Annotated in this window: 17 protein-coding genes; all 17 read right to left on the minus strand. The window is 60.4% G+C overall.

Annotated features, from left to right (window positions below; genetic code table 11):
- Positions 1-204: 204 nt before the first annotated feature.
- Positions 205-882 carry a regulatory protein RecX gene (locus tag DXD94_RS01420; RefSeq protein WP_117762991.1) on the minus strand — a complete coding sequence of 226 codons (678 nt, stop codon included), beginning with the start codon at positions 880-882 and terminating at the stop codon, positions 205-207.
- An 11-nt stretch (positions 883-893) separates the two neighbouring features.
- On the minus strand, positions 894-2,057 hold the full coding sequence (gene recA / locus DXD94_RS01425; RefSeq protein WP_304485477.1) for a recombinase RecA: 1,164 nt from the start codon (positions 2,055-2,057) through the stop codon (positions 894-896).
- A 257-nt stretch (positions 2,058-2,314) separates the two neighbouring features.
- Positions 2,315-2,845, minus strand: coding sequence for a CinA family protein (locus tag DXD94_RS01430; protein WP_117762992.1), 531 nt, complete (start codon positions 2,843-2,845; stop codon positions 2,315-2,317).
- Positions 2,846-2,857: 12 nt separating this feature from the next.
- Complete coding sequence (pgsA, locus tag DXD94_RS01435) at positions 2,858-3,406, minus strand: CDP-diacylglycerol--glycerol-3-phosphate 3-phosphatidyltransferase (RefSeq protein WP_233505241.1); 549 nt, start codon at positions 3,404-3,406, stop codon at positions 2,858-2,860.
- A 99-nt stretch (positions 3,407-3,505) separates the two neighbouring features.
- Entirely contained in the window at positions 3,506-4,855 is a 1,350-nt protein-coding gene (gene rimO / locus DXD94_RS01440) for a 30S ribosomal protein S12 methylthiotransferase RimO (RefSeq protein WP_117762994.1), read from the minus strand.
- A 27-nt stretch (positions 4,856-4,882) separates the two neighbouring features.
- Positions 4,883-5,380 (minus strand): YajQ family cyclic di-GMP-binding protein, encoded by a 498-nt coding sequence (locus DXD94_RS01445; protein WP_117735189.1) that lies wholly within the window; start codon positions 5,378-5,380, stop codon positions 4,883-4,885.
- Between the two features lie 26 nt (positions 5,381-5,406).
- Positions 5,407-6,918 (minus strand): RodZ family helix-turn-helix domain-containing protein, encoded by a 1,512-nt coding sequence (locus DXD94_RS01450; protein ID WP_117762995.1) that lies wholly within the window; start codon positions 6,916-6,918, stop codon positions 5,407-5,409.
- Positions 6,918-9,698 (minus strand): DNA translocase FtsK, encoded by a 2,781-nt coding sequence (locus DXD94_RS01455; protein WP_233505240.1) that lies wholly within the window; start codon positions 9,696-9,698, stop codon positions 6,918-6,920. The genes DXD94_RS01450 and DXD94_RS01455 overlap by 1 nt, the downstream gene beginning before the upstream one ends.
- Position 9,699: 1 nt before the next feature.
- Entirely contained in the window at positions 9,700-11,370 is a 1,671-nt protein-coding gene (locus DXD94_RS01460) for a ribonuclease J (protein ID WP_117735187.1), read from the minus strand.
- Between the two features lie 644 nt (positions 11,371-12,014).
- Positions 12,015-14,261, minus strand: coding sequence for a polyribonucleotide nucleotidyltransferase (locus tag DXD94_RS01465; protein WP_117762996.1), 2,247 nt, complete (start codon positions 14,259-14,261; stop codon positions 12,015-12,017).
- A gap of 149 nt (positions 14,262-14,410) precedes the next feature.
- Entirely contained in the window at positions 14,411-14,689 is a 279-nt protein-coding gene (gene rpsO / locus DXD94_RS01470; protein ID WP_117762997.1) for a 30S ribosomal protein S15, read from the minus strand.
- A 138-nt stretch (positions 14,690-14,827) separates the two neighbouring features.
- Positions 14,828-15,577: a DNA repair protein RecO gene (gene recO, locus DXD94_RS01475; RefSeq protein WP_117762998.1), complete on the minus strand. Its 750-nt coding sequence runs from the start codon at positions 15,575-15,577 to the stop codon at positions 14,828-14,830.
- Between the two features lie 14 nt (positions 15,578-15,591).
- On the minus strand, positions 15,592-16,620 hold the full coding sequence (gene era, locus DXD94_RS01480; RefSeq protein ID WP_117762999.1) for a GTPase Era: 1,029 nt from the start codon (positions 16,618-16,620) through the stop codon (positions 15,592-15,594).
- 12 nt (positions 16,621-16,632) lie between these two features.
- Positions 16,633-17,010 carry a diacylglycerol kinase family protein gene (locus tag DXD94_RS01485; protein WP_117763000.1) on the minus strand — a complete coding sequence of 126 codons (378 nt, stop codon included), beginning with the start codon at positions 17,008-17,010 and terminating at the stop codon, positions 16,633-16,635.
- Positions 17,011-17,019: 9 nt separating this feature from the next.
- Positions 17,020-17,529, minus strand: a complete 510-nt coding sequence (gene ybeY / locus DXD94_RS01490; RefSeq protein WP_117763001.1) for an rRNA maturation RNase YbeY — start codon at positions 17,527-17,529, stop codon at positions 17,020-17,022.
- The gene (locus DXD94_RS01495) at positions 17,526-18,512 is read right to left on the minus strand and encodes a PhoH family protein (RefSeq protein WP_117763002.1); all 987 of its coding nucleotides are present in this window, start codon (positions 18,510-18,512) and stop codon (positions 17,526-17,528) included. The genes ybeY and DXD94_RS01495 overlap by 4 nt, the downstream gene beginning before the upstream one ends.
- On the minus strand, positions 18,493-19,785 hold the full coding sequence (locus tag DXD94_RS01500; protein WP_117763003.1) for a MiaB/RimO family radical SAM methylthiotransferase: 1,293 nt from the start codon (positions 19,783-19,785) through the stop codon (positions 18,493-18,495). The genes DXD94_RS01495 and DXD94_RS01500 overlap by 20 nt, the downstream gene beginning before the upstream one ends.
- Positions 19,786-19,793: the final 8 nt, after the last annotated feature.

Below are 19,793 nucleotides of genomic sequence, written 5' to 3' on the forward strand. Positions count from 1 at the left end.
GAGTAATATGGGCGCAGCTTATGCGGGTCGGATACAGATAAACATATAAACAAACTCATCACAGATGAGCACATATCACAAAGCAAATGACAGTGTTTATCGTACGTTGAACCACAACAACTGTCAAATAAATGGCCCCAGTACGGCGGCTAAAACAAGGTGAACGGCAGGGCCACAAAACGCATACGCTTAAAGCGCACATTCCTAGCATTCGGCATCGAGACGCGCCTTAACGGCATCGGCGGCGATGTGATACGAGAAGCCCTTGCCCATCAAAAACCGAACCAGTTTTTCGAATCCGCGCGTCTCTGGAACACGCCGCTTGGCGAGCAGGGCTGACGCACGCGCCAAATCGTCTTCGACAGCAAAATAATCCTCGGGATAACCGGGAATGTCATCGAGCACAACATGACGGCGCTTGAGCTCGGTCTCGATTTTGCGCTGTCCCCAACCGCGCCGCTTGCGTTCCTCGATAAAGTATGAGCAAAAGCGGTTCTCGTCTAAAAAGCGATACTCGGTGGCGCGCTCGACGGCGAAATCGATCGCGGGATGGCGAAAGCCGTAGCGAGCCAACTTGTCACGGACCTCACCCGTCGCATGGTCGCGTCGCGACAACATCTCGGTCACCATGGTGAGAGCACATTTACGCTCGATGAGCTGAACCGCCTCACGAAAGTTATCCCAATCACAGGGAAAATCGGGGCGGTTTTTGACATACAGGCGCGCGACCCGCACGGGAATCCAAATGGACCGCTTAAAACCGCCCTCAAGCTCACAATCGATATGTGCGCAAGGCTTTTTGGACTCATATCCGCTCGAGAACGAGGAGGCAGCCTTCTTATCGGGAAAGACGACCGTGGCCTCGGTCACCGTATACGACATGAGCGTAACCGCTACTCGTCGTCGTCATCGAGCATGGCGGACCCATCGATGGCGTAAAGCTCGTCGAACTCCTCGCCGGAAGGCTGATCCGCAGCCGGCTGATCGGTCAGCTCGACCTCGGACGGAGCATCGTCATCAAACTCAAGTCCGCAGGCAAGGCGAACCTTATGCTCAATCTCGTCGGCGCAATCGGGGTGTTCGCGCAGGAACGCCTTGGCGGCCTCGCGACCGTTGCCGAGCTTGTCCTCGCCATAGGCAAACCAGGAGCCCATCTTCTTGCAAATGCCGCACTCGACAGCCATGTCCAAGATCGAGCCCTCCTTAGAGATGCCTGTGCCGTACATGATGTCGAACTCAGCAGAACGGAACGGAGCTGCCACCTTGTTCTTAACGACCTTGGCGCGCACGCGGTTACCGATAACCTCGTCCTTAAGCTTAATGCTGTCGATACGGCGAATGTCGATACGCACCGAAGAGAAGAACTTAAGGGCGCGGCCGCCCGTCGTGGTCTCGGGGTTGCCGAACATGACGCCGATCTTCTCACGCAGCTGGTTAATGAAGATGCACGTCGTGTTGGACTTGGACAGCGAGCCGGCGAGCTTTCGGAGCGCCTGGCTCATCAGGCGAGCTTGCAAGCCGACCGTGGTATCGCCGATCTCTCCCTCGATCTCGGCACGCGGAGTCAGCGCGGCGACAGAGTCGACGACGATGGCATCGATGGCTCCGGAACGCACGAGCATGTCAACAATCTCGAGCGCCTGCTCACCCGTATCGGGCTGGGAAATGAGCACCTCGTCAATATCCACGCCAATGCGCGCGGCATACGTGGGATCGAGCGCGTGCTCGGCATCGATAAATGCCACAACGCCACCCATTGCCTGGGCCTCGGCCAGGATCTCGAGCGAAAGCGTCGTCTTACCGGAGGACTCGGGACCGTAGATCTCGACAATACGACCGCGCGGCACACCGCCGATACCCAGAGCGGCGTCAAGTGCCAGAGCGCCCGTGGGAATGGCCTCGACCTCGAGCTCGGGGCCGCCGTCACCATACCTCATGATGGAACCTTGACCGAACTTCTTCTCGATCTCGGCCTTGGTGGTGGCGATCATCTCTTCGCGCTCTTTACCCGTCGTGGGTGCATGGACGGTACGTACGGGACCTGAATTCTTGGCCATGAATAGCCCTCCTCTTAACAACCTGCATCGATAATAAACGAACGACTGTTCGTGGTCAACCGTTCAGACCAATCATATGCAGGCAGTCTTTCCAAAACCCAACCAAACGCCGACCAAACACTGGCCAAATGCTTGACCACATAGGGCCAAATAAAAACAAGGAAGGAGAAAATACACCTATGACCAGCACAAACGCTAAATTCGCCAGAGGTCCCTATCTCCACAATTAAGGGGCCCTAAGGCCCCTTAAAACACGCCTATTCCATAGAGTTGAGCACAAGGGCAATGCGTCCCAATGCCTCCGTGACCGCATGGGCACGAACACACGAACGGTCGACCTCATAGTGGCAACGCACAGAATCCACGACCGGCACTTCCCCATCGACCGTGCGATACGCCCAGCCAATATAGAAGGTGCCAGCCGGATCGTCCTCGGTACCGCCGCCGGGACCAGCATAGCCCGTTGCGCTCACGGCAACATCGCTCTGGTACAGATCTAGCGACCCCGCCGCCATCTCGCGCGCGGTCTGATGCGACACCGCGGTATAGCGGTCGAGCGTTTCCTGCTCAACACCCAGCACGCGATGCTTGATCTCATCACAGTAGGTTACCGCACCGCCACGCAGCACCGCCGAGGCGCCCGGGATATCGGCGATCGTCGAGGAGATCATACCTGCCGTCAGCGACTCAGCCATCGAAACCGTCACGCCCCGAGCGCTCGCGCGCTCGACAATATCGCGCGCCAGCTCCTCGTTATGAGCGGAAATCTGCTCAAAAGAGTCCGTCATACCCACCAGGACCTAGACCGAAAAGACGATCTTGCGGCAGTGCCAGAAGTACTGGGCGCCCGAGATAACGGTCAGGACAACGGCAACGGCGTACAGGAAGCGCGATAAAGAGTAGATGCCGAGCGTCAGCGCCACCGGGCCAAGGTGCAAGCCGGCCATCGCAAAGACGCACAGGTAACCGCAGATGGAGACCATCGTGGTCGCCGTCTTGTACTTGCCGAGCTTATCGGCGGCAACGACCACACCAGCGGCACTCGCAACCATGCGCAGGGCGCTCACCAGCAGCTCGCGGAACAAGATAATGAACACCGACCACACGGTTACGGCACCAAAGTCCAAGAACAGCAGCAGGGCAGAGAACACGAGCAGCTTATCGGCGATGGGATCCAAGAACTTACCGAAGTCGGTAATCTCGTTGCGCGAACGAGCCAAGTAGCCATCAACCTTATCGGTGCACGACAGGATGACGTACAGAATAAAGGCGGCGGCGGCGAGCGGGCCGTCGAAGGTGCTCCAATCCGTACCGGCAACGCTCGTGTGAGACAGCGCCGACACGATCATGAACACCGGGATAAAGACGATGCGCACGCACGTCACGATATTGGCGGGTGTCCAGACACTCGTCAGTTCCTTATTACTCTCGTTAGCCACAACGCGCTCCTACTCCACAACATGACCGATAAGCTCATAGCAGAAGCTATCGGTAAACTCGACGGTCAGAATATCGCCCACAGATGCCTCGCTGGCATCCAGATGCACCGCGCCATCGGAATCGGGCGCCTGGAACCAAGCATGGCCAATCAGCTCGGCACCGTCCTCGGTCTCTTCGATACCGTCGACGATCACCTGGGCGCGCTCGCCCACATGTGCGGCGGTGGCGGCAAAACCGAGCGACTCGGCCAGGTCCATGGCCTCCTGGGCGCGCTCGAGCTTGACCTCTTCGTCGACCTGACCCTCCATCTTGGCGGCCAGGCTGCCCTCCTCACGCGAGTAGGCAAAGACGCTCGTGTAGTCAAAGCCGACGGTGTCCATAAAGTCGATAAGGTCGCGGAACTCGTCGTCAGTCTCAGTCGGGAAGCCGACCATGGCCGTGGAACGAATCACGATGCCGGGGATGCGCTCACGCAGATCGCGGAACAGGTCCTCGAGCTCCTGGCGCGAACCGGAGCGACGCATGGCCTTGAGTATGCGAGCATCGCAGTGCTGCACGGGGATATCAATATAGGGCAGCACCTCGGGCGTATCGCGAATGGTCTCAATGAGCTCATCGGTCATGCCCTCGGGCTGCAGGTAGAGCACACGGACCCAGACGTTCTGCGGGCGCACGGCCTCGGCGACTGCGCGCAGCAGCTGAGCCAGATTGCGCGGCGAACCCTCGACGACGCCCTCATCCGCAAAGTCGGTGCCCCAGATGCCCGTGTCCTGACCGATCAGCACGATCTCTCGCACACCGCCGGCAACCAAGTCGCGCACCTCGGAAATAATGCTATCGGCATTGCGCGAGTGATAACGACCGCGGATATATGGGATCATGCAGAAGCTACAGAAGCGGTTGCAGCCATCGGAAATCTTGACGTAGGCGACAGCGCCCTCGACAGTGCGCTTGACCTGCGGAATATAGGCGGCGATCTCACGCTCGACACCCAGCACGCCATCGATGACCGCCACGATGCCGTCCTCTTCGTCGGCCTTCACAAAGGCAGCGACCTCGGGCAGCTCGTCAGGCAGGTCGTCGCCATAGCGCGACGGCACGCAACCGCACATGACGATGGGACAGGAGCGAACGCCGTCCTGCACCTCATTGGCGAGCTCGAGCGTGGTCTCGATGCTCTCAGACGTTGCGGAGGCGAGGAACGAGCATGTATTGACAATGGCGATATCGGCTTCCTGCGGGTCGAATGCCTCCTCGTAGCCTGCGGCGGTCAAAAGAGAACGCATGCGGTCGGTGTCAACCTCGTTCTTAGCGCACCCGAGGGTGATGTAGAGCACGGAGCCCAACGGTGTATCCATGTTGGAGAGCGGTCCTTTCGAATGATATTAGCGGTAGTTGGTGAACTGCAGCGGCTGGCCGTAGTCCTGGTCGCGCAGGAACTGAATCACGGTCTGCAACGCGTCCTTCGAAGCAGAGGAAACACGCAGCTTGTCGGCCTCGATGGCCACCTTGACCTTGAGCTTTTGGTCCTTGATGTCCTTGTTGATCTTCTTGGCGGTCGCCTGGTCGATACCCTCGACGATATGGCCGAGCACGCGCACGGTGCCGCCCGATGCCGCCTGCGGAGCATCCCACGAGACAGCCTTGAGGTCGATGCCGCGCTTGATGAGCTTGGAGCTCAGGACATCGATGATCTGCTTGGAGACAAAGTCAGCCGGGGCGTTGATCGTAAAGAGCTTGTCGCCCTTCGAAAGCTCAATGGTGGCGCCGGAATCCTTCAGGTCATAGCGCTGGGAAATCTCGCGCGTGGTCTGCTGGAAGGCGTTGTCGACCTCTTGCATGTTGACCTCGGACACGACGTCGAAGCTGGAATCTTTAGCCATGATGTTTCCTTTCGCGTACGAGCGGCTTAATAGCTATCGTACGAATAGTCGGTAGAATCGGTGGGCGTCTGACCGTCAGTTGCGGTATCGGCGCCATCCGTGGACTGGGCATCGATGCCGTCGGTGGTATCGGTACCATCAGTGGTGTCGACACCATCAGAACTTTCACCATTCTCGGAATCAGTCGTCTCCTTCTTGGGAACGGTGATCGTCACACGCGCCACGCCCGAAGTCTTGGTATCGTAACGGACCTTTTCGCCGTTCTTGGTAACGGTGACATCGGAAGGCTTGGACGTGGTGATCTCGATCGAGGACTCGGGCGTGTACTCCTGCTCAAAGGGGCCAGTCGCCTGGGCGCCATAGACCGACTTTCCATCGACCTTGACCTCAATCCACGCGGTCTTTCCCTTGGCAACGGAGACCTTGACCTTCGTTACCTCGTTCTCTTCCTTTTTAGCCGTCGTCTTGGTGGCGTCCGAATCGGTCGACTCATCCGTCGACTCATCGGTGTCTTCGTCCTCGTCGACCGTTTCGGTCTTCTTAGAAGACTTCTTGGTCGTCGTCTTGGTAGCAGTGGGCGTCTCGGGCGTGGTCTCGGGCGTCGAAGATGCGCAGCCGCGCAGAAGTACCACGATGAGCGCGATCAGCAGCAGCGTCACGGCACCGATGCCAGCGTAGACGATACGCGGATCGAGCCCGTTGTTTTGAGGAGTACGAGATCCGCCGCGTCCACGACTGGAACTGCTGCGGCCGCCTCCCTGAGGCATACGACCACGATTGCTATCGGAACGACCACGATAGCCACCCTGGCCCTGAAGGCCGCGCTGACCCGAGCGGGGCGCAAGTTCACCGCGGCCTTGATAGCCACGCTGGCCCGAACGCGGAGCCGAAGGGCGCTGGCCACACGGCTGAGACTGAGAGCGAAGACGCGGCGTCACCTGCGTAGTATCGGCATCCGCATAGCCACCGCGAGAGCGTCCGGTGGAGACACCACGGTAACCGCGATCGGAATAGCCGCCGTCGCCGTAGCCGGCACGAGGGTCACGCGCCACGCCGCGGGCAGCGGGGAGTGCACGGTCCTCGGGCATCGGCGCACTGCGGAACCGGTCACGCTGTGAGCGAATCTCCTCGCCCGAACCCGTCTCGGTAATATAACCGGCCTGCTGAGGACGCTGTCCATAGCGGGTCGAACGACCGCCCTGAACCATCAGAAAGCGCCCGTTATCGACCGAGGAACGCGAATTGACGTAGCCGGCGGCGTCCTGAAAACGACCGCCCTGCTGCGACGTCTCGCGTTCGTATGCCATCAGGTCGTCAAAGTAGGCATTGACGACCTCGCGCGGATTGAGGCCCAAAAAGCGAGCATAGCTCGAAATCATGCCCTGCGCATAGCCGCGCGGCGGCATCGAAGCAAAGTTACCGGTCTCGAAAAACTCGATGATCTGCGGCCTGATTTTGATGGTGTTGGCGACCTGCTGAATGGAAAGGCCCATTCGGCGACGCTGCTCGAGCAGCATGTCACCAAAGCGTGCAGCCATCAGAATCCTCCAAACTCACGATCTTCACGTGCCATCTCGGCGTCGACAGATTTCAGCGCGGCAAGTCCCTCCTCGTCCAGCAGAACCTCGCGCGGCTTCGAACCGTCGGGCGGGCCGACGACACCCTTTTCTTCCAGCATGTCCATAATACGCCCGGCGCGCGCATAGCCAACCTTCAGACGACGCTGCAGGCCAGATGTGGAGCCAAGCTGCGAATCCACCACAATATGGGCGGCTTCCCAGATGAGCGGATCATCGTCTTGCGGCTCGGCGACTCCGGTGCGAACAATGCCGCCGCCACCCGCCATGGACATGGAAGCGGGCGCCACGGCAGACAGGATCTCCTCGTGGTAGTCGGGCTCGCTCTGCGACTTGACGAACTCGACAATCTCGTTGATTTCGTCGTCCGAAACAAAGCAGCCCTGGATACGGCGAGGCTTGCCCCAGTCGACCTTGGAGAACAGCATGTCGCCCAAACCGGTGAGCTTTTCGGCACCCATCTGGTCGATGATGACGCGCGAGTCGATGCCCGTGGCGACGTTAAAGGCGATGCGGTTGGTGATGTTGGCCTTGATGAGACCTGTCACCACGTTGGAGCTGGGGCGCTGCGTGGCCACGATAAGATGAATACCGGCGGCACGGCCCAGCTGAGCGATACGAACGATCGACGCCTCGACATCCTTGCCGGCGACCATCATCAGGTCCGAAAGCTCGTCGATGATGATGACCAAGTAGGGCATCTTTTGCGGCGGGTTGTCGTAATGTTCAAACTCGCCGGCGGCCTGCTTTTCGTTGTAGGTCGAGATCTTACGCACGTTGAGACGCTCGAAGACCTTCAGGCGACGCTCCATCTCGGACACGGCCCATTGCAGAGCGCTCGCGGCTTGCTTGGGCTCGGTCACCACGGGCACATAGAGATGCGGCAGACCGTTATAGCCCGCAAGCTCGACGCGCTTGGGGTCGACCATGATCAGGCGAACGTCCTCGGGAAGGGCGCGCATGAGCAAGGTCGTGATGATGGAGTTGATCATGACCGACTTACCGGAGCCCGTGGTACCGGCAATCAGCAGGTGGGGCATCTTGGCGAGATCGGCGACGACCGGCGTGCCCTCGGCGTCGCGGCCGATGGCGAGCTCGAGCGGACCGCCCTTCACATAGGGCAGCACGTCGCCCAGATTGACGTTCTGGCGCTTGCGGTTGGGAATCTCGATGCCCACGAGCGAGGTGCCGGGAATCGGGGCAAAGATACGCACCGACTGAGCAGCGAGCGAAAGCGCGATATCGTCCTCGAGGCTCGAAATCTTGCTCACGCGCTCGCCCTCGCCAGGTTGCAGCTTAAAGGTCGTCACCGTAGGGCCGGCGATCCAGCCGACCACGCGGGCACTGCGGCCAAACTCAAGCAACGTGGACTGCAGCGACTCGGCAGTCTGTTCAAGCTCCTTGTCCGAAGACGCGGCAGAAGCCGACTGCGGGTTGGCATGCAGGATCTCGAGCGGCGGAAGCTTGAGGCCATCCCCTTCTTCGCCCTCGTTATCTGCAGCGTCGTCGTCCACTCCCCCATCACGAGCCGCAGCCGATTCGACAGCACTCGAGGCAGCGCCATCGGCAACCTTGGGATGCTTCAAGAAGTCGGGAATCTGAGGTGTTGCCGAGACAGGATTCACGGCAAACGGCGGCTCGGACTCGTCAATCTTATCGGGGTCGTCTTCCATCGAAAGCTGGCCGGTTACCTGGCCGCGCTTTGCATGGCGACGCGGCAGCAAAGTTGTCTTTGCGGTCTCAATCGGAGTCTCGTCGTCCTCGTCATCACCCTCGGTAAGCTCAATCTCGCTCTCGGACCAAGACGGATCGGGCTCACTCGTATTGAGCTTGGGAACCGTTTTGCCCTTCTTGGCATGTCGGCGCGGCAGCAGCGTCGTCTTGGCCCGCTCGGCCTCCACGGCATCGGACACGTCGACAAACGAATCCTCATCCTCGTCGTCATCGTCCAAAACCGGGTCCGCATCGTTGCCCATGACCGTGGTCATGGCAGCATCAGAGCCCTTTTGACGAAGAATGCTCAGATGCGGACGGGCGACACCAGGCACCGACAGGGCCTCATCGTCACCCCACGGGCTCGCGTTAACATCGGCACGACGGCGTTCGGCAAAATCTGCCGCACGATCGCGGGCGGAGCGCAGCACGCCGCCCACCGAAAAGCCAATGATAACCAGGCCCACGACGACAAGGCCCAGCAGGACTACCATCGCGATAGGCTTACCCAGGGCATTCTGCAGCGCACTCGCAATAAACGCACCGATGTAGCCACCCGAGGCGGACAGATTTTGCGGCGTAAACATGAGGTCACACGAGTTGCTCGTACCCGGCACCATCAGCGAAAGAATGGAGACGACGGCGATAAAGACCACGGCGCCGCCCGCAACAGAGCGCACGTTGAGCGGCGAGTCCTCGCCTAAAAAGAGCGTGGCGGCAAACAGCAAGATGACGATCGGCAACACGTAGGCGCCCAGACCAAAGCCTAAGTGGTAGAAACCGGCAACCGCAGCTGTAACGGGTGCAGTCGCCGGCGAAATCACGGCAATAAAGGACGCAATCGCCAAAACGGCAATGACCACGCCGGCGATATCGCGATTGGCTGAGGGCTCGACCAAGGGCTCAAAATCGTCGAAGTCTGCCTCGTGGCCCTTATTGGCACGCAGATGGGAACCGGCACCCTTAGCAGATGCCGGTTGGTTATTGGCCTTATTGCCTTTGGCGTTTTGTGCAGATCCGCGCGCCAAACTAAACCTCCATGACGACCGGGATGATCATCGGACGGGTACGCGTACGGCTCCAGATAAAGTTAGAGAGCGAATCGCGCACGGCCTTGCGAATGGCATCGGAACCGCTGCTCGTAAAGCTGAACTTGCCCTTCTCGATCGTCTTCATGATGGATGCGGAGGCATCCTCGGAGAACTGGTCGTCGATGGCAAACGAAACACCGCGGCCCGAGAACTCGATGGCCTCGATCTTCTTTTGCTTGAGCGAGACGATGGCAACAGCGGTAACCATACCGTCGTTGGCGAGCTTCTGGCGATCGCGCAGGACGATGGGGTCGGTATCGCCGATACGCAGGCCGTCGACGTAGACGACGCCAGACTCGACGGGCGTACCGCGCTTGACGATACCGCCGCGCATCTCGAGCGTGTCACCGTTATCGAGGATAAAGATATGGTCGTCCTTGAGACCCATCTTGCGGGCCAGCTGGGCGTGTGCCCGCAGATGCACGGCCTCACCGTGAACCGGCATAAAATACGTGGGCTTGGCCATGGCCATCAGGAGCTTGAGCTCCTCCTGGCTACCGTGACCGGAGACGTGGACGAGAGCGCGGTTCTTATCCCACACGTCGCAGCCGAGCTTGGCCAGGCTGTTGACGACCTGCTGGACGGCCTTCTCGTTGCCGGGAACAGGAGTTGCCGAAAGGATAACGGTATCGCCCTCGTGGATGGAGAGCGTCTTGTGCTCGCCATTGGCCATGCGGGACAGGGCCGACAGCGGCTCACCTTGCGAACCGGTGCACATGACGACAATCTTGTCGTCGGGCAGGTTATCAATGTCGAAGGCATCGATGATATCAGCGTCGTCGATGTTGAGGTAGCCCAGCTCACGCGCCACGCGGGTGTTCGTGAGCATGGAGCGACCGGTCACAACGACCTTACGGCCGCACTTGCGGGCGGCATCGCAGATCTGCTGCAGACGATGGATGTGGCTCGAGAACGACGCGACGAACACGCGACCCGGCGCATTCTTGATGGCGTGCAGTAGGTTGGGACCAACCTCGGCCTCGGACTTGGTAAAGCCGGGAACCGTGGCATTGGTAGAGTCGGAAAGCAGCAGGTCGATGCCCTGCTTGGCAAAGCGGCTGATAGCGGCATAGTCGGGCGTAACGCCGTCGATGGGCGTCTGGTCGAGCTTAAAATCGCCGGTGTGCATAACGGTGCCCTGATTGGTGCGGATGAACACGCCCAGAGCGCCGGGGATGGAGTGTGTCATCGAGAAGAAGTCGAGCGAGATGCCGCCGAGGTTGACATGGCTACCGCCCTTGACCTCGCGGAACTTGGGTGCGCGGATGCGGAACTCGGAAAGCTTGCCCTCGATGAAGCCGAGCGTCAGCTTGCTCGAGAAGATGGGCACCTTGTTGTTGAGGTCCTGCAGCAGATACGGAAGCGAACCGGTGTGGTCCTCGTGGCCGTGGGTGACGATGATACCGCGGAGCTTCTCCTCGTTCTCCAGGACATAGGTGTAGTCGGGAAGCACCAGATCGATACCGGGCTGGGAGTCATCCGGAAACATGAGGCCGGCGTCGACGAGCACCATGTCGTCGCCGCACTCAAAGACCGTCATGTTCTTGCCGATGCCATCAAGGCCGCCGAGCGGGATGATCTTCAAGGGAGATGATTTTTTAGCTGCCATAGGTAAGTGTGGTTTCCTTTCTTCGAAACGGGTCTGGAACAACCGACGGGGCGCTTCTGGCAAACCGACCGCCGGGAACGTACAAACATGCATCACAGAGTCGATGCAATAACCAAAATATGATACCCATTTGCACGAGCACAGACCACCCATGCATCAAAGCCCCATCCAAACCGGTCTATCCCGCCGGTTTCCCGTGGGGCGGGCACTGATGAAGTTTCCTGCTCTACAGTCCTGCTCACGACGGAGGCCACATTAAGTGGCCTCCTGTTCGTGCGGAACTCGCGATAATCTTAGCCCGTGCCGGGGCCGCTGAGCCCTGACCTGCCAATATGAGATAGGTTTATTTTGGTAGGTTTTATCAGGGGAAATACTGCTGTGTCTATCTACTGATCTGAAATCTGACTACTGAATAGACTGTCTAACTAAATAGCGAGCGGCACTAACCAGCCCTTTTGCTTGCGCCCGGGAGGGCCGCATATGAAGTTTATCGCGAGTTCCGCACGCAAAGGAAAGCACTTAATGCGCTTTCCGTCTTGCGCGGGACTGTAGAGCAGGAAACTTCATATGCGGCCCTCCCGGGCGCAAGCAAAAGGGCGACCCCTGTACGGAGTCGCCCTTGTTGAGCTGCTTATGTGTAGCTATTACTCGGCGTCGTGGTGACGGCGGGGCTTGCGGCCTCCGTTGTCGCCGGGACGGCGCGGACGGTCGCTGCGCTCGGAGCGCTCGCGACGCGGACGCTCACGGCGCTGGAAGTGCTCGACGTCGCCCTCGGAGGCACCCTCGGCGCGAGCCGGGGCCTCGGGCTTGTCAAGACGATCGAGCGAGATCTTGCCGCGATCGTCGACCTCGATGACGACGACCTTGACCTCGTCGCCAACGTTGAGGACGTCCTCAACCTTCTCGACGCGGCCCTTGGCAACGCGGGAAATGTGCAGCAAGCCGTCCTTACCGGGCAGCAGGTTGACAAAGGCGCCGAAGGGCTGGATGGAGACCACACGACCGGTGTACTCCTCGCCCGGCTCGGGAACCTTGATTATGAGCTTGATGCGCTCGACGGCCTGGTCCACGGACTCGCCGGTGCCGCCGACAAAGACGGTGCCGTCCTCCTGGATGTCAACCGAAGCGCCGGTCTCGTCCTGGATGCCGCGGATGACCTTACCGCCGGAACCGATGACGTCGCGGATCTTATCGGTCGGAACCTGGATGGAGACGATGCGCGGAGCGGTGCTGCGCGTGGTATGACGCGGCTCGGGGATCACATCGAGCATCTTCTGCAGGATGTACGCACGACCCTCCTTGGCCTGCTGCAGGGCGCGGGCCAGGATGTCGAAGGTAAGGCCGGTGGCCTTGTTGTCCATCTGCAGGGCGGTAATGCCCTCGGTGGTGCCGGTGACCTTAAAGTCCATGTCGCCCAGGAAGTCCTCGAGACCCTGGATATCCGACAGGACCACGGTCTTACCCTCCTCCTGGATCAGGCCCATGGCGATACCGGAGACCGGGCGCTTAATGGGCACGCCGCCGTCCATAAGGGCGAGCGTGGAACCGCAGGTCGAAGCCATCGAAGAGGAGCCGTTGGACTCCATGACCTCGGAGACCACGCGGATGGCGTAGGGGAACTCGTTTTCGTCGGGGAGCACCGGAAGCAGGGCGCGCTCGGCCAAGTTGCCGTGACCGATCTCGCGGCGCTTGGGGCTGCCCATGCGACCGGTCTCGCCGGTGCAGAACGGCGGGAAGTTGTAGTGGTGCATGTAGCGCTTGCCCTCGGTGGGCTCGATGGTATCCAGACGCTGGCCCTCGTTAAGCATGCCGAGTGACAAGACAGAGAGCACCTGGGTCTGACCGCGCTGGAACAGGCCGGAGCCGTGAACGAGCGGCAGGTAGTTGTCCTTCACCATGATGGGACGGATCTCGTCGGCGGCACGGCCGTCAACGCGCTCGCCGGTCTCGACGACCATGGTGCGCATGGCCTTCTTCTCGAGCTTCTTCAGCGCCACGGGAATCTCGCGCTCCCAAGCGGCCTGCTCCTCCTCGGTGAACTCGGCGCGGATGGACTCCTTCAGGGCCTCGACTTTGCCGATACGGGAGAGCTTGTCGGCGTCGCGCAGGGCGGCTGCCATCTCGTCGTAGTGGGCGAAGATGCGCTCCTGGACCTCCTCGACGGGCTGATCGAGCGGGTACTCCTTCTTGACGATGGGGCCGTTGACCTGCTCCCACTCGGCGACGAACTCGTCTTGAGCCTGGCAGAAGGCGGCAAGGGCCTCCTGGCCAAACTTCATGGCGGCGAGCATGTCGTCCTCGGAGATCTCCTCGGCGCCGGCCTCGACCATCGAGATGAAGTCGGCAGAGCCGCCCAGCTCCAGGTCCAGATCGGAGTTCTCGCGCTCCTCGTAGGTGGGGTTGACGATAAATTCGCCGGTCTCCACGTTACGACCGATGCGCACGCAGGCAAGCGGGCCCTCGAAGGGCACGCCGCCGAGCGTCATGGCCAGAGAGGCACCCATAACGTTGATGACGTCAAAGGGGTTGACCTGGTCGGCGACAAGCGAGGTGGCGACGATGTGCACCTCGTTGCGGAAGCCGTCCGGGAAGCTCGGGCGAATCGGACGGTCGATCATGCGCGCGGTGAGCGTGGCCTTCTCGCTGGGACGGCCCTCACGCTTAAGGTAGCCACCCGGGATGCGGCCAGCGGCGTACATCTTCTCGTTGAAGTCGACGGTCAGCGGGAAGAAGTCGTAGTTCTTGCGCTCCTTGGAGACGACCACGGTGTCGAGCATCGTGGTATCGCCCTGCTTGACCAGGCAGGCGCCGGTGGCCTGCTTGGCAAGCTCGCCCGACTCAAAGGTGTAGGTCTTGCCGTACAGCTCAAAGGTCTTGGATACGAGTGTCATTGTTCTCCTTTACCCCACAGGCCCCTTGCCTGCGGGCTTCTCATGTGACGCGGGCCCCCTGCCCCCGCCACGCTTCAGAGCGTGATTGTTCACGCCCTTACACAAAAAGAGCGCCCCGCTGCGCAGGACGCTCTTAGCATGTACAAATCCTACTGGATGTTGTCGCGGATGCCCAGAGCCTTGATGAGCTCACGGTACTCGACGATGTCGTTCTTCTTGATGTAGGAGAGAAGACGACGACGACGGCCGACGAGCATGAGCAGGCCACGACGGGTGTGGAAGTCCTTCTGGTGGGACTTCATGTGCTCGGTCAGCTCCTTGATGCGCTCGGTCAGGATGGCGACCTGAACCTTGGGGTTACCGGTGTCGACCGGGGAGTTACCGAACTGGGCGGTCAGCTCCGCCTTGCGCTCTTTGGAAACAGTCATTGTTTCACCTTTCGTTTTGCGTCGCCATCGGGCGACTCGATTCGCCTCGGACTGGGAAGCCGCCGGTGGAGCGAGCATCCAAGGTCGAGGTACTAACAGGGCGGTATGTTACCACAAGCAGCCCGCGTCTGTGCATCATCACCGACCCAACATGAATTCCATCGCACGGAGGCGCTGATCGGTGTACGTCGCAGCCCAAACATGTGAAAGCCCCAACAAAAAGGCAGCGGTATGGGGGTCGACCCTCTCGGCCATAAGCGCATCGAAGGTCATGGACATGAGGGCGCGCAGCCACGCGACCTCACCGGTCGACACCAGCTCGGCACCCGGAACGCTCGACGCACACGACCCGCACATGAGCCCGCCGGCCTGGGGCGAAAAATACGACAGCATAGGGTCTCCGCACAGCACGCAAGCCGAAAAATCGGGTCGGTAGCCAACGTGCGATAGCAGCTTAAAGACATATGCCGCCACGAGCAGGTCCATATGCGCCGCGTCGAGCCCGCCGCCCACCAGGGCAAGCGCCCGCTGCGTGATGGCAAAGGTAAACGGATCCTCGGCGTCCTCGAACGAGCACACGCGCGCGACCTCGGCGATCGCGCTTGCGGCGCAGGTCGTCTCGTAATCGGGCGCGGCGCCGAGCGGCGCCTCCACAAGCTCGGCCTGGGAAACCACATCGAGCGAGCGTCCATGTGCGAGCAGCATATCGACGGTACAGAACAGCTCGCAGCGCGCTGCCAAGCGCCCACCGGGTTTGCGCGCGCCCTTTGCCACGGCACGAACCTGCCGACCCCGCTCGTCAAGCATCGTCAAGATCAGGTCGGTCTCTTTGAGCTTAGTCTTATCGAGCACGAGCACTTTCGTGCGATATGTGCGAGAGCCTGCCATATGCGTTCGAAAGGCTAGTCTTCGGCGCTATACCCAAAACGGCGAATCTGAGCCTCGTCGTCGCGCCAACCGGCCTTGACCTTTACGTCCAGCTCCAAAAAGACCTGCGTGCCAAAGATGCGTTCAAGATCACGACGGGCGTCGATGCCGATATGCTTGATCATCTCGCCGCCCTTGCCGATGATGATGCCCTTTTGGCCCTCACGCTCGACGTAAATGGTGGCGTGCACGCGCAACACCTTTTTGGTCTGCTCGAGCGCATCACAGATCACGCCCACGGAATGCGGAATCTCATCACGGGTGCGGCGAAGAACCTTCTCGCGCACAAACTCGGCAACGAGCGTCTCGTCGGAAGCATCGGTGCCCATGTCCTCGGGGAACCAGCGAGGACCCTCGGGCAAAAAGTGCGCAACGGTCTCGATGAAGGCATCGACGTTAAAGTTCTTGACCGACGACGTCACGATCTCGTCGTCATAGTCCATGAGCTCGTGGGCTGCCTTGAGCTGCTCCATGACCTGTGCGGGGTCGGCCTCATCGGCCTTGGTGAGCACCAGGACCTTCTTGCAGCGGGCGCTCTTGACGCGCTCGGCAACCCAGGCATCTCCCCTGCCGATCGGCTTGGTGGCGTCAATCAAAAACGCGACGACGTCAACATCGTTCAGTTCGAACAGCGCACTCTTGTTGAGCTCGGAACCCAGGCCATCCTTGGGCTTATGAATACCCGGGGTATCGACAAAGACCAGCTGGTAGCCGGGACGATTGACGACGGCGCGCATACGGCGGCGGGTCGTCTGTGCCACCGGCGAGGTGATGGCAACCTTTTTGCCGTAGCAGGCATTAAGTAACGTGGACTTGCCGGCGTTGGGGCGACCGACCAGGGCCACGAAGCCGCTGCGGAAACCGGGTTCCACGTCACCAAAGCCCATAGGACCGTCATCCTCGTCGCATAGGGCGTCGAGTTCCTCATCGCTCATGCCCTCAAACGGGTCGAATTCCTCGACCTCGTCCAGAACCTCATCGGTAGGCTGCATATTGTCGGACATGGGAATCCCTTTCTAAATAAAGCCAAGCGCGTGGGCAAATACCAGCACGCCCACAATCGCGGCGGTGATGGAAAGAACGTATACAGAGGCGGCGGCGATGTCCTTCGCACGCTTGGCCAGCGGATGAAGTTCCTGGGTCGCCAGGTCGACGATGGCCTCCATAGCGGTGTTGCACAGCTCGCCGTGAATCACCAGGCCACAACAGATGATAATCGTGGCCCACTCGGCAATGTCGAGCCCCACGATGCAGCCGGCAACGACGGTGCACACGCCCGCAACGAGCATGACCTTAATGTTGCGCTCGGTCTTGACGGCGGTGACGAAGCCCTCCATGGCGTAGGAAAACGACTTTAAGAAGGACGGATGGTCCTTGTTCGATCCGGGAATCATAGACGGCTCCTAGTCGTGGACGTGGTTGGTGATGGGGCCGACGTGGACTAGCTTGGGGTCCTCGCCGCGCTCGAGCGCCAGATCGCGCAGGATGGCGTCCTCGCGGGCCTCCATGACCTCGGCCTCGTCGTCCTCGATGTGGTCATAGCCCAGCAAGTGCAGCATGCCGTGTACGAGCATCAGACGGCACTCGCCAGCGGGGCTATTGCCAAAACCGGGGGCCTGACGGGCAATAACCTGCGGGGCCAAGATAATATCGCCGAGCTCGAGCGTCTCATCGGCGGGAATATCCTCGTCAAAGGCCGAATCGCACTCGAACGAGAGTACATCGGTGGGGCGGTCGATACCGCGCCACTCGTGGTTGAGCCCGTGCATCTCGTCCTCGTCGACATACGAAAGGGAAATCTCGACTTCACGTTCAACGCCCTCAGCGGCGAGCACAACCTCGCAGATGTGTTCCACCTCTTGCGCGTCGAGCAGCGTATCGAGCTCGGCATCGTTGCTGATCAATACACTCAACGGGACTCCTTTCGGTCGCGCGAGCGTTGCTCACGCATATCATCATAAGCATCGTATGCCTCGACGATACGACCCACCAAGGCATGGCGCACCACGTCGGCATGCTCCAGGTGCGCAAACGCCACATCGTCGACACGGCCCAAAATCCGCTCAACGTCGGCAAGACCGCCACGACGACCCACCAGATCGCGCTGGCTCAGGTCGCCGGTAATCACGAACTTGGAGTTAAAGCCCAAGCGCGTCAGGAACATCTTCATCTGCGCGGGCGTGGTATTTTGTGCCTCGTCGAGTACCACGAAGGCATCGCTCAGCGTACGGCCGCGCATGTAGGCGAGCGGGGCAATCTCGATCACACCGTGTTCCATAAGCTCATCGGTGCGCTCGCGATCCATCATGTCAAAAAGGGCGTCGTAGAGCGGGCGCATATACGGGTCGATCTTTTCCTCGAGGGTGCCGGGCAAAAAGCCCAGGTTCTCCCCCGCCTCGACAACCGGGCGCGTCAAGATTAGGCGACCCACCTCATGACGCTTAAGCGCGGCGACGGCGAGCGCCATGGCCAGATAGGATTTACCGGTACCGGCAGGACCCAAACCAAAGGTTATCGTATGCGAACGAATGGCGTCCACATAGCGCTTTTGCCCGAGCGTCTTGGGGCGAATGACGCGGCCGCGATACGAAAGCAGCACGTCCTCGCGAAGCGACGTAGCCTCGTGCTCACCGTCGCGCAAGACGGCCAGGCAACGCGAGACATCGTCGGCAGAAAGGGTACGGCCGGCCGCCGCCTCGCGAAAAGCATGTTCGAAAAAGCGCGCCACGAGCTCGACCTCGTCCGGGTCACCGCTCACGGCGATGCTATCGCCACGGGCGACCACATGGGCGCGAACCAAGCTCTCGAGCGCACGAAGGACGCCGTCGCCGGCGCCCAAAACGCGCGAGGGGTCAATTCCCTCGGGAACGGTAAGTCTAATCTTCGAGGCTTCCATGAACCTCCCTACATGCATGGACCAAGCCGGAATCATCGACTCCGATGATAGTAACATCGAGCAGGCACGGAGCTGTAAGTCCACAGGTATCGTCAAGACGGGCATGATGGAACGAGCCGAGTGTCAGGTTGTCACCATACTCGAGCACGGCGCGCTCAACGGTTCCCACGCGACGATGAGCGTCGGCAATGGCGAGCTCCTGAGCAGCCGCGCGCATGCGGCGGCTGCGCTCGGCCATGACCTCAGGTGGTACCTGGTCGGGCATGTCGGCGGCGAGGGTGCCGGGGCGCTTGCTATAGCGGAACACGTGCATGCGCGAAAAGCCCACGCGACGGCATAGCGCCAGCGACTCCTCGAACTCCTCATCCGTCTCACCGGGAAAACCGACGATAACGTCGCACGAAAGAGACGCCTGCGGCAGGTTGGCGCGAATCATGCGCACCGTGTCCTCAAAGGCCTCGGCGCTATAGGGACGGCCCATGCGATGCAGGGTCGCCGTGCAGCCAGACTGCACGGGCAGGTGCAAAAACGGGGCGATACGCTGCGGATAGCGAGCCATAACCTTAAGCAGGCGCTCAGAGATATCCATGGGCTCGACCGAGGAAATGCGCACATGCGGAATAGACGTGCGCTCCATAATGGCCTCGAGCAGCTCATCGATTTCGACATGTTCATCGGTCGCGCTCTTGCCGTCATAGGCACCCAGATTCACGCCGGTCAACACGACCTCGGGCACGCCGGCCTCCTGGGCCTCGCGAACTTGCTCGAGCACGGACTCGACGGGCACGGAGCGCTCGGGGCCGCGTGCCTTCCACACAATGCAATAGGTGCAGCGATGGTTGCAGCCGTCCTGAATCTTCACGCCCAGGCGAGAGCGACCGAGCGCATCGACCACCTCGCCATCACTGCAGGCTGGAACACTATCGGACTCAACGCCCAGCACCTCGCAGACACGTTCGGCGACATCCATCTTGGACGGCTCGGCGATCACGCGATCCGAAAGCTCCAGCAGTTCCTCGGGATGCAAATTGACCACGCATCCGGTCACGACCACATAGGGGTCGTTTGGATGGGCCAGCGCATGACGGACGGCCTTACGGGTCTTGGCCTCGGCCTCGCCCGTAACGGCACAGGTGTTAATGACGATCAGATCGGCATCCTGGGGCTCCACCATGGCAAAGCCCAGGCGCATAAGATCGGCAGTGATACGGTCAGACTCAACCCGGTTGACACGACATCCGAGGTTGACGACGGAAATATGGGGTGCGAGCACGCGGGCTC

Source organism: Collinsella sp. TM10-22, from assembly GCF_003466125.1.
Taxonomy (GTDB): domain Bacteria; phylum Actinomycetota; class Coriobacteriia; order Coriobacteriales; family Coriobacteriaceae; genus Collinsella.